Raw genomic sequence first — 10,150 nt, forward strand, 5'->3', positions numbered from 1 at the left:
CTGACGCAGGAGACTGCTTTCAGACCGCCGCGACCGCGGCGCCGCCGAGCAGCCGCATCAGCGTCGCTGCGTTGCGCGGCCCCTGGTCCTCGTAGTTGTTGTTGAAGATCACGTGCACGCTTGCGACGTCGGCCGCCAGCGCGCGCAGCCGCGGCACGAATCCTTCGAGCTGTTCCTCGGTGTAGTCGTAGTTGAACCGCTGCGACGACTCCGCCGATTTCACGTTCCAGGCCGCTTCGTTGCGGCCGTGCAGACGCAGCAGGGCGAGTTGCGGATGAGTCGCTTCCCAGACCGTCGGGATCGTGTTCGCGCCGGACTGCGGCTCGTCCACGGTCGCATTGACGAAACGGTGATCGCGCTCGAACTGCAGCAGCGCCGGGCGCTGCGCGGCATCCATCCACGAGCGATGGCGGAATTCGAGCGCGACCGTACAGCCGGCGAGGCGTTCGCGCACGCTCAGCAGGTAGTCGTAGCTGTCGCGCTGCGCGACGAACCACGACGGAAACTGGAAATGCAGCGCACCGAGCTTGCCCGCCCGCACGAGCGGCTGCAGCGCATCGAGAAAGCGCGACCAGATTTCGTCGACGATCGCCGGCGGCAGGTCGCGCAGATGGAGCCGTTCCGCCGACACGGCGCCGAGCTCGCCGAGCAGGTCCGGCGGCATCGCCGCGACCGGCGCCTGGTGCAGCGTCAGCAGACGAAACGCCTTGACGTTGAACACGAATGCCGGCGGCGTACGCTCGACCCAGAGCGCCGCATTGCGCACCGACGGCAGCGCGTAATACGACGAATCGACCTCGACGATCGGAAAGCGCATTGCGTAGTAGCGCAGGCGTGCCTCGGCGCTGCTGCAGCCCTTCGGGTAGAAGCGCCCCGAAGCGACCAGCGATTTGTCGGTCCAGCTCGCCGTGCCGACGTAGATCTTCATGCTGCCCCCCCGATCACCATGCAGCCGTGCCGTCGATCGGCGTGACAATGCACGCGGCGGCGTGCACGTCATGTCTGCGCCTTTCCGGCGCAACCCTGTGCCGCCGTCCTGCCATCCCATGGCTTCCTCTGCCGACGGAACCCGCTGCCGATGCTCGCGTCGCTCATGCTCACCATCACGCTGCTCGCCGCCCCGCCCGCTTCGCCGCCAGCGGACAGCTGGCTCGTCACGAACGTGAGCGTAATTCCGCTCGACACGGGCGAGGTGCTGAAAGAACGCGCGGTGCTGATCCGCAACGGACGCATCGAAGCGATTTCTCCGGCGCGCAAGCGCCGCATCCGCGGTGCGACCGTCATCGACGGCAGCGGCAAGTTCCTCGTGCCGGGCTTCGTCGACGCGCACGTGCACATCGCGACCGAAGGCGGCCTGCGTGCGAGCAAGGAGCCTGCGCTGGCGGCGCTTCGCCTCGACGGACGCCACGATCGCCGCATCCTGCTGAGTTTCCTGAAGGCCGGCGTCACCGGTGCGGCGAACCTCGGCGGCAGCGTCGCCGGCGACGAGGCGCTGCTGCAGCTGCGCGATGCGATCGCGGCCGGCGGCCTGCCGGGACCGCGTCTGTTCGTCGGCAAACGCATCAACGGACCTCGCGCCGCCGTCGCATCCGTGCCCGATGCCGCCGCGCTGCCGCCGTCGAGTCCCGACGCGCCGCGGACGGCCGCCGACGGCGCCGCCGCCGTCCGTGCCGCGCAGGCGCGCGGCTACGACTTCATCAAGCCGTACCAGTTTCTCGACCGCGACACCTATCGCGCCGTCATCGATACGGCGCGCGAACTCGGCCTGCCGACGACCGGGCATCTGCCGGAACTCGGCTGCGAGACCTGCGCCGATCGCGCGTTCGTGTTTGCGCACCCGCCGACCAATATCGCCCACGCCGAGGAATTGGTCCGCTACGCGCGCGCCAGCGATTTCGCGCCGGCCGACATCGACGCGCTGGCCGAGGCCGTCGCCGCGAGCCGCGTGAGCGTCACCCCGACCCTGGTGACACTGAATTCCATTGTGCACATGTATCGCGAACGCGAACTCGCCCCGATGCCGCGGGACTGGCTGCCGCTCGTCGATCCGGTCACGCGCCGCGACTGGCATCCTCCGCGCAACCGCTACCTCGGCGAGGCCTTCCGTACGCAACCGGATGCCGACACGTTCCCGATCGGCCGCGACTACGCGAGACTGCTGACGCGCGCGCTCTGGAAGCACGGCGTCGCATTGACCACGGGCACGGACGCGGCAATGCCCCGCCTGTACTACGGCGTATCGTTGCAGCAGGAAATGCGCGAACTCCGCGCCGTCGGCCTGCCGCCGATCGACGTGCTGCGCGCGGCATCCGTCCACGCGCACCGGCTGTTCGCGCGCTCCGAAAGTGGCGCCGTGCGCGAGGGCGCGATCGCCGATCTCGTGCTGCTCGACGCCGACCCGCTGGCTGACATCGACAACATCGCACGCGTGGCCGGCGTGTTCGTCCACGGACGCTGGCGGTCGATCGCGGACATCGACGCGGAGCTGACCGGGCTGCGCGCGAACGATGCTGCCCTCGAGGCGTCGCTCGGGGGCGCCGATCCCGGACACTGATGTCTGCCGGACGTGACACGCGTGAAGACTTCGTGATGCCCTGGAGAGCCGCGCAAAGTCGCCGGCGGAACATTATGATCGGCCGCGAAACGTTCCGCGCGGACCGGCCGCGCCGGACTGTCGACGTCCGAAATAACAATGTATCTTTTGCTTACTTTTCCACTAACGGCGCCGCTGCGCCCGGGGTCGAATCGGTGAACCGGACGCCGCTTCCGCCCGCCGCGCTGCACGCGTCGCGGAGTCGCGCATGAGAGTACTCGTCACGGGCTCCGCCGGGCGCATCGGCCGCGCGATCTATGCGCGGCTCCTGCGCGAGCACGAGGTCGTCGGCCTCGACCGGACGCCCGCTTCGACGGTCGACCTGACCGGCGATCTCGGCGATCCGTTCCTGCTGCGCCGCGCCGTCCGCGGCATCGATGCCGTGGTGCATGCGGCCGCACTGCATGCACCGCACGTCAACATCAGTCCCGACAGCGAGTTCGATCGCATCAACGTCCATGCGACGACCACGCTCGCGCAGATGGCCGCGGAAGCCGGTGTCCGGCGTTTCGTCTTCACGAGTACGACCGCGCTCTATGGCGCCGCGAGCCGCAACGCGACGCGCGCGGTCTGGGTCGACGAAACCGTGACGCCGCGGCCGACGACGATCTATCACCGCAGCAAGGTCAACGCCGAAGGCGCGCTGGCCAGGATCGCGCAGCAGGGCGTCAGCGTGACGTCGCTGCGCATGTCGCGCTGCTTTCCGGAACCCGCGCCGCGGATGGCGAGCTATCGACTGCATCGCGGGGTGGACGCGCGCGATGTCGCCGAGGCGCACGTACTCGCGCTGCGGCAGGCGGTGCCCGGCATGCGCACGTTCATCGTGTCGGGACAGTCGCCGTTCCTGCCCGAGGACCTGGACGAGCTGCTGCGCGACGCGCCGGCCGTGCTGCGGCGGCGCGCACCGGCGCTCGTCGAGGCATTCGACGCACGACGCTGGCCGCTGCCGCGCGCGATCGATCGCGTCTATTCGCCGGCCGCGGCGGGTGCCGGCCTCGGCTGGCGCCCGCGCTACGGCTTCGACGAAGTGCTGCGCCTTTACGACGCGGACTGCCCCGAAGTGCTGCCGCCGGTCGCGACGACCGCGACCGGCTGAAGCAACCGCTCGCTTACTCCCCGGCGGCGGCGGCGGGCTTCGCGCGGCGCGTTCGGCGCGCACGGGCGGGCTTCTCGGCAGCCGCGGTGCGGGCCTTGCGCGCACGCGCCGGCTTGGCTTCGCCCGCCGCTTCTTCGAGCTTGGCGCGCGCGGCTTTCTTGCCGAGTGCGCGCAGCTCCGCGAGCTGGGCGACCTGCGCTGCGCGCGGCGTCGACTTTTTCTGTTCCCAGTTGTAGATCGACTGGCCGGTGACGCCGAGCAGCGTCGCCAGTTCGGCAGCCGAAAGGCCCAGACGCGTGCGCAGCGACTTCAGACCCTTCGGCACGAAACGCGTCTGCTTGTCGGGCAGCGCCTCGGCCGTTTCCGTGTTCCTGACGCTGCGTTTGGCCAAAGCACCGACGCGACGCTCGGATTCCTGCAGTTTGCGCTTGAGTTCCGCGATTTCCTTGCGATACGCCGTCGAAGCCTTGCGCAGCGGCTCGAGATGCTTGCGCATCTCCTTGCGGCACAAACGGGAAATCTCCTCTTTGAACGCAGTTGCGATGTTCGGCATGGCTGTCTCGCTGGCAGTGGCGGTGGAAGCACCGGATAGTAAACGCCGGACTACGTGAATGTCTCGCATGCCGCGCACAACTTTGCATTCCCGCACGCGCGGCATGAATACGCTATTGACAAGCACCGCACATTTTGCCGTGCAAAATAACCAACTGCCATAATTCGGGCGCTGCACACCGATTCGGCGTCGTCGAATCACGAAATAGCAGGCAGCGCGAGTTTGATTCGCCGCGAACCTGCTCTGCAGGCATGCAGGCAATCCTGTCAACGGGCGCGCAGACAGACCGTGACGCATCGTCGTTGGCGGCCGCGTATTCGCGTGTCTTCCGGGCCGTACCGGCATCGATACGACCGGCGCTGCACGGTGAAACTTTTTCCAATTTCGCATTTGATCCGCCGATGCGCGGCGCGTCCCCGGTGGCGCGCCGCGTGGCCATTCGTGTCGGTGCCGATCCCCGGCGGCGTTACCGCGGCGCGCAACCGCATCGACTTTTGTATGGGTGAGAATGATTCGCATTTGATCTATTCTCGCGGAATCGACCGGCGCGAGGCTCCATCCCGGCCGGCACGTCTTCCCCATGCCGTCGAGTTCCCCATGACCGTAGTTTCCTTCGCTGCGCTGCCGCGCAGGCTTCGCCCGACCCTCGGCATCGCTGCCGCTCTGGCCGCGACCGTCGCCGCCGCGGCCGCGACCGCGACCGGGGCCGACGAAGCAACCAGCACGCTCGAAACCGTCAACGTCACCGCGCCGATCGTCAAGGAAACCGACACGGTCACGAAGACCGACACGCCGATCGTCGAGATCCCGCAGTCGATCTCGGTCGTCAGCGCCGAACAGATGCGCGAACGCGCCATTCACGGCATCGAGGAAGCGGTCTGGTACACGGCCGGCGCGCAGGGCGGCGGCTACGGCGAAGACTCCCGCAGCGACTGGCTGCTCGTGCGCGGCTTCACGCCGGCGCGCTACCTCGACGGCCTCGCGCTGCCCGACGGCTCGGGTACCGGCATCACGCGCATCGAGCCCTACGGCCTGCAGCAACTCGAAGTGCTCAAGGGGCCGTCGTCGGTCGTCTACGGCGCGATGCCACCGGGCGGGATGGTCAACCTCGTCAGCAAGCGCCCGACTGAAACCGCGCAGGGCGCATTCGAGGTGCAGGCCGGTAGCTTCAACCTGCGCCAGGCCGCGCTCGACGTCGGCGGTCCGCTCAATGCGGAGGGTACGCTGCTCTACCGGCTCACCGCGCTCGCGCGCAACAGCGACACTTCGGTCGACCACATCAAGGACGACCGCTACTACATCGCACCGGCGCTGACCTGGCTGCCGGGCGAGGCGACGAGCTTCACGCTGCTGTCGCGCTACCAGAAAGCCGAAACCGCCTCGGGCGGCGGCTTCCTGCCGGCAGCGGGTACGCTGCTGCCGAATCCGAACGGCCGCATTCCGCGGAACCGCTTCACCGGCGAACCCGGGCAGAACGACTACGACAAGGATCTGAGCTCGATCGGCTACGAGTTCCGCCACGCCTTCGCCAACGGCGTCGCATTCCGGCAGAACCTGCGCTACGGCAAGGCCGACATCGATCCGAGCGCCGGCATCGGCGCATTCGGACTGGCCGAGGATCAGCGCACCCTGAATCGCTACTATTTTCCGAATGAAGAGCATTCGAAAACGTTCGGCGTCGACAACAACCTGCAGTGGTCCTGGGGCACGGGCCGCGTACGTCACGACCTGCTCGCCGGTCTCGACTACCGCCGCTCGCGCAATGACTACGCATCCGCGTTCGCGTTCGGCGCGCCGTCGCTCGACATCTTCAATCCGGTCTACGGCAGCCCGATCACGATTCCGGCCTATACCAGCCACACCGACCAGACCCAGCACCAGACCGGCATCTACCTGCAGGATCAGCTCTCGGTCGACCGCTGGCTGCTGACGATCGGCCTGCGCCAGGACTGGGTCGACACCGACACCGACGACCGCATCGCGAACACGCGCAGCACGCAGAAGGACGACAAGCTGTCAGGCCGCGTCGGCCTGAGCTATCGGTTCGATTCCGGCTTCGTGCCGTATCTCGCCTATTCCGAATCGTTCCAGCCGACCGTCGGCAGCGACTTCGAAGGCCGCGCCTTCGTGCCGACGACCGGCGAACAGATCGAAGGCGGCCTCAAATTCCAGCCCGCGAACGGCAACGGTCTCGTGACGCTCGCGCTGTTCACGATCACGCAGCAGAACGCGAAGACGGTCGATCCCAACCACACGCTGTTTCAGGTACAGCAAGGCGAAACCAAGCTCCGCGGCATCGAGCTGGAAGGCCGCTGGAACATCGGCCGCGGCCTCAGCATCTACGGTGCGTACACGCATACCGATTCGGAGGTCACGCAGACGACCGACCTGCCGTCGCTCGGCAAGGAAGTCGCGCTGGTGCCGCGGCGCCAGGCATCGGCCGGCTTCGACTACACCCTGACCGACGGCGCGCTCGCAGGCCTGGGTTTCGGCGCCGGCGTGCGTCACGTCGGCGACCACTACGGCGACAGCTACAATCTCTGGAAAACGCCGTCCTACACGCTGCTCGATCTCGCCGTGCACTACGACTTCGACGCGTGGCGCGCGCAGGTCAATGCGAGCAACCTCGGCGACAAGGAATACATCTCGGTCTGCAACAGCGCGTTCTGGTGCTACTACGGCTACGAGCGCAACGTGACCGCGACGTTGCGTTACCAGTGGTGAGCGCGCCGACGTGCTGAGCCTCCTCGCAACGATCGCCACGGTGCTCTGCGCCATGCTCTGCTGGCGCGCCGCGCCGCGCGCGCGCTTCGCCGCACGCGGATCGCGCCGCACGCTGGGTGCCGCCGCTGCGTCATGCGCGGCGATTGCGCTGGCGTCGGCGATCGCGACACTCGGCACCGGCGCGGGCATCTGCCTCGTGATTGGCGTCTGGATGCTGACGGCCGTCGCGCTGCCGTATCTCGCGCTGCTGCGAGACGTGGCCCCGGCCGCGACGGGGCCGGACTGATGTGGGGCCGCGCACTCGCGGGCCTCGTGCCCGGGTTCTTCGTCAGCGCCGGGCTGATCGGCCTGATCGGCTGGAGCCTGCCCGGTCCGTGGCAGTCGGCGCTGGTCGGCAGCATCGCGGGATTTTTCCCGTTGTGGACATTCGTCATCGCCGCGAGCTTCGCGTTCGCCGATGCGCGGCGTGCCTGGCTCTGCTGGAGCGTGCTCGCGTTCGCGAGCTTCGCCGCGCTCGCCCTGCTGCGCGCGACCGCGCTCGTCGCCTGAGACCGCCGCGATGAAACTGAAGTCCGTCACGCTGAAGACCTTCACGACCCTGCACACCTGGGTCGGCCTCGCCGCGGGACTCGCGTTGTTCGTCGCGTTCTATGCCGGCGCGATCACCGTGTTCCATCACGAACTGCGGCACTGGCAGGCGGCCGGCGCCGCCGACGCGCCGCGCGGCACGCTGGCCGACATGCAGCGGCTGCTCGACGCCGTACTCGAGCGCCATCCCGCCGCGCGCGAACACGTCGGCATGATGTTTCCCGGCGACGAGGCGCCGCAGCCGATCGCCTACTGGCAGGACGCGCAGGGCGCCTGGCTGTTCGCGACGCCCGCAAACCTCGACGGCAGTCCGCAGCTGCCGCAGGCCGGGCTTTCGGAACTGATCAACGAACTGCACTACGCGCTCGGCATTCCGGTCGCCGGCATCTATGTGATGGGCATCGTCAGCCTGCTCTACGGGCTCGCGCTGATCTCGGGCGTCGTGATCCATCTGCCGCAGCTCGCGAAGGATCTGTTCGCGCTGCGTCCGGGCCGCAACCTCAAGCGCTACTGGCAGGACGCGCACAACGTGATCGGCGTGCTGAGCCTGCCGTTTCACGCCATGTTCGCCGTGACCGGCGCGCTGCTGTGCCTGATGTTCCTGCTGATGACCGCGCTCAATCCGCTGATCTTCGACGGCAAGCTCATGGCCGCGCTGCCCGCGGCCATGGACACCTATCCGCTGCGCGAAAAAGCGCCGGCCGAAGCGCCGCTCGGCACGCTCGCACACTGGCGCGGGCGCGCGATCGCCGCGGCGAAGGCGCAGGGACTCGCCGACTTCGAACCGGCGTATCTCAAGCTGCGGCTCGCCGGCAATGCGAGTTCCGAGATCGAGATCACCGGCGCCTCGCCGCGCTCGTTCGCGCCGCTCGGCGCCGTCGCGCTCGATGCGAGCACGGGCGACGTCCTGCGGATACAGCTGCCGGGCGCGCGCGACGCGAATCACGCCACGCTCGGCGCGCTGTATGCGCTGCATTTCGGCGAATACGGCAACGCGGTCGTGCGCTGGCTGTACTTCCTGCTCGGACTCGGCGGCGCATTCCTGTTCTATTCGGGCAACCTGCTCTGGATCGAGACACGGCGAAAACGCCGTCAGGAACCCCAGGCGCGCGGCGCGCTCGTGCTCGCGCGGCTGACCGTCGGCGTGTGCCTCGGCCTGTGCGTCGCGATTTCCGCGGCGTTCGTCGCCGCGCCATCGGGCGGCGAGCGCTGGACCTGCTTTGCGAGCTGGGCCGCCTGCATCGCCTGGGCCGCGTGGCGACGGCCGATCCGCGCGGCGCAGGAACTGCTGTGGCTCGCGGCCGTGCTGAGCGCGTTCGTGCCGGTCGCGCACGGCATCGCGAGCGGCTGGTGGCTCTGGCGCAGCGCCGCGGCCGGCCAGGGCGCACTGCTCGGCGTGGATCTCGTCGCCCTCGCGATGGCCGCGACGTTCGGCGCGCTCGCGCATGCGACGGCACGGCGCGCGCGCGACGGCGACCGCCACAGCGTCTGGGCCGGCTGAGTCGTCGCGAGCGCCGCTACAGATCCTTTTCGTAGACCGCCACCGCCGCGCCGCCGTGCACGACGGATTCGCGAAACCGCCATGCGCGCCGTCGCAGCAGCGTTTCCGCGGTCGATGTCGCACTGTATATCTTTGAATATCCGCGCCGGCGCGCCTCGTCTTCGAGCCCGGCGATCAACGCCGCGCCGATGCCGCGGCCGCGCAGCGCCGGCTTGACGAGGCCGGCCGACGCCCACGGAAACAACGCGTCGAGGCCGGCGAACGCGTCGCGCTTGAGTGCCGCGATGCCGCAGAGTTCGTCGCCGCGCACGGCGATCAGCGCGAACGGCAGGCCGTCGCCTCCAGCGAACGCCGCGAGGTCGGCGGCCGCGTCGCCGCGGCCGCCGGCGCCGTAATAGTCGGCCCATTCGGTTTCGAACCAGTGCTTCAGCTCCGGCAGATACTGCGGCCGCGCGGCCAGCGGCACGATCGCGAGCGGTTTCGGCGTCGTCGCGGACATGCGTGTCGCTCCCGGTCGCCATCGAGGCGATGGCGACGGGATGCTACTCGTGCCCGCCCTTCTCGTCGCGGCGCAGCTGTTCGAGCGCTTCGGCGAGGCGGCGCTGCTTTTCCTCACCCTCGGCGATCAGTTCGGCGGGCACGCCGGCGGCGCGTCCGCGCTGGATGTCGCGATCCATGTCGTTCAACGCGATGACGGCTTCCTGCTCGAAGTTCCGGTAGAGCTTCGCCTGACTGCGCTGTTCGTAGCGCCGGTAGGCGGCAGGATCGGCGAGTTCCGCCGCGCTCGCGCGTTCGATCGCCGGCGCATCGGCCACGATCGGCGGACTGCGTTCGTCGCCGTTGCGCAGCGCGTCGGCAAGGCTTCGCGCCGCATCGGGCGCGACGACCGGCGGACTCGCGTCGCCGGCCGCGGCCGGCGCGGCCGGTCCGCGCTCCGGCATCGCCGTATCCGGCACGTTGGCCGCGAGCGCGGCGTACGACGTGCCCGGCCTGACCGGCGCCGCGCCCGGACGCGCCGTGCCGGGCGAGCGAGTCGGCGTCGCGTCCGCCACCGGTGTCGACCCGGCAGCGCCATCGCGCGCGCGGCGCGGCGGG

9 protein-coding genes and 1 pseudogene are annotated in these 10,150 nt (G+C 69.1%); 6 read left to right on the top strand and 4 right to left on the bottom strand.

Annotated features, from left to right (window positions below; all coding sequences use genetic code 11):
* Positions 1-19: 19 nt before the first annotated feature.
* Positions 20-928, bottom strand: coding sequence for a DUF72 domain-containing protein (locus VLF18_RS04840; RefSeq protein WP_325278491.1), 909 nt, complete (start codon positions 926-928; stop codon positions 20-22).
* 150 nt (positions 929-1,078) lie between these two features.
* Here VLF18_RS04840 and VLF18_RS04845 point away from each other — a divergent pair, with 150 nt between their 5' ends.
* Together VLF18_RS04845 and VLF18_RS04850 are read left to right on the top strand one after the other, a co-directional pair.
* Positions 1,079-2,554 carry an amidohydrolase family protein gene (locus tag VLF18_RS04845; RefSeq protein ID WP_325278492.1) on the top strand — a complete coding sequence of 492 codons (1,476 nt, stop codon included), beginning with the start codon at positions 1,079-1,081 and terminating at the stop codon, positions 2,552-2,554.
* Between the two features lie 247 nt (positions 2,555-2,801).
* Positions 2,802-3,689 carry an NAD(P)-dependent oxidoreductase gene (locus VLF18_RS04850; protein WP_325278493.1) on the top strand — a complete coding sequence of 296 codons (888 nt, stop codon included), beginning with the start codon at positions 2,802-2,804 and terminating at the stop codon, positions 3,687-3,689.
* Between the two features lie 13 nt (positions 3,690-3,702).
* Here the strand turns inward: VLF18_RS04850 and VLF18_RS04855 are convergent, their stop codons facing one another.
* Positions 3,703-4,419 carry a helix-turn-helix domain-containing protein gene (locus VLF18_RS04855; protein ID WP_325278494.1) on the bottom strand — a complete coding sequence of 239 codons (717 nt, stop codon included), beginning with the start codon at positions 4,417-4,419 and terminating at the stop codon, positions 3,703-3,705.
* A 420-nt stretch (positions 4,420-4,839) separates the two neighbouring features.
* On the opposite strand from VLF18_RS04855, the gene VLF18_RS04860 reads away from it, so the two are divergent.
* The 4 genes from VLF18_RS04860 to VLF18_RS04875 are packed head-to-tail and all read left to right on the top strand — an operon-like array spanning position 4,840 to position 9,055.
* Positions 4,840-6,966: a TonB-dependent siderophore receptor gene (locus tag VLF18_RS04860; RefSeq protein ID WP_325278495.1), complete on the top strand. Its 2,127-nt coding sequence runs from the start codon at positions 4,840-4,842 to the stop codon at positions 6,964-6,966.
* Between the two features lie 10 nt (positions 6,967-6,976).
* Positions 6,977-7,252 (top strand): hypothetical protein, encoded by a 276-nt coding sequence (locus VLF18_RS04865; protein WP_325278496.1) that lies wholly within the window; start codon positions 6,977-6,979, stop codon positions 7,250-7,252.
* Positions 7,252-7,515 (top strand): hypothetical protein, encoded by a 264-nt coding sequence (locus VLF18_RS04870; RefSeq protein WP_325278497.1) that lies wholly within the window; start codon positions 7,252-7,254, stop codon positions 7,513-7,515. Before VLF18_RS04865 ends, VLF18_RS04870 begins: the two co-directional genes overlap by 1 nt.
* 10 nt (positions 7,516-7,525) lie before the next feature.
* Complete coding sequence (locus VLF18_RS04875) at positions 7,526-9,055, top strand: PepSY-associated TM helix domain-containing protein (protein ID WP_325278498.1); 1,530 nt, start codon at positions 7,526-7,528, stop codon at positions 9,053-9,055.
* A gap of 16 nt (positions 9,056-9,071) precedes the next feature.
* Here VLF18_RS04875 and VLF18_RS04880 read toward each other — a convergent pair whose 3' ends face one another.
* Entirely contained in the window at positions 9,072-9,554 is a 483-nt protein-coding gene (locus VLF18_RS04880; RefSeq protein ID WP_325278499.1) for a GNAT family N-acetyltransferase, read from the bottom strand.
* A 43-nt stretch (positions 9,555-9,597) separates the two neighbouring features.
* A pseudogene (locus tag VLF18_RS04885) lies at positions 9,598-10,150 on the bottom strand (hypothetical protein); the annotation flags it as partial.

The sequence above is a fragment of the Tahibacter sp. genome (assembly GCF_035481375.1).
Taxonomy (GTDB): domain Bacteria; phylum Pseudomonadota; class Gammaproteobacteria; order Xanthomonadales; family Rhodanobacteraceae; genus Tahibacter.

Bases quoted from the DNA above. Each gene is read 5' to 3' on its own strand.
- VLF18_RS04840 (WP_325278491.1), bottom strand. From the start codon at position 928: ATGAAGATCTACGTCGGCACGGCGAGCTGGACCGACAAATCGCTGGTC.
- VLF18_RS04845 (WP_325278492.1), top strand. From the start codon at position 1,079: ATGCTCGCGTCGCTCATGCTCACCATCACGCTGCTCGCCGCCCCGCCC.
- VLF18_RS04850 (WP_325278493.1), top strand. From the start codon at position 2,802: ATGAGAGTACTCGTCACGGGCTCCGCCGGGCGCATCGGCCGCGCGATC.
- VLF18_RS04860 (WP_325278495.1), top strand. From the start codon at position 4,840: ATGACCGTAGTTTCCTTCGCTGCGCTGCCGCGCAGGCTTCGCCCGACC.
- VLF18_RS04870 (WP_325278497.1), top strand. From the start codon at position 7,252: ATGTGGGGCCGCGCACTCGCGGGCCTCGTGCCCGGGTTCTTCGTCAGC.
- VLF18_RS04875 (WP_325278498.1), top strand. From the start codon at position 7,526: ATGAAACTGAAGTCCGTCACGCTGAAGACCTTCACGACCCTGCACACC.
- VLF18_RS04880 (WP_325278499.1), bottom strand. From the start codon at position 9,554: ATGTCCGCGACGACGCCGAAACCGCTCGCGATCGTGCCGCTGGCCGCG.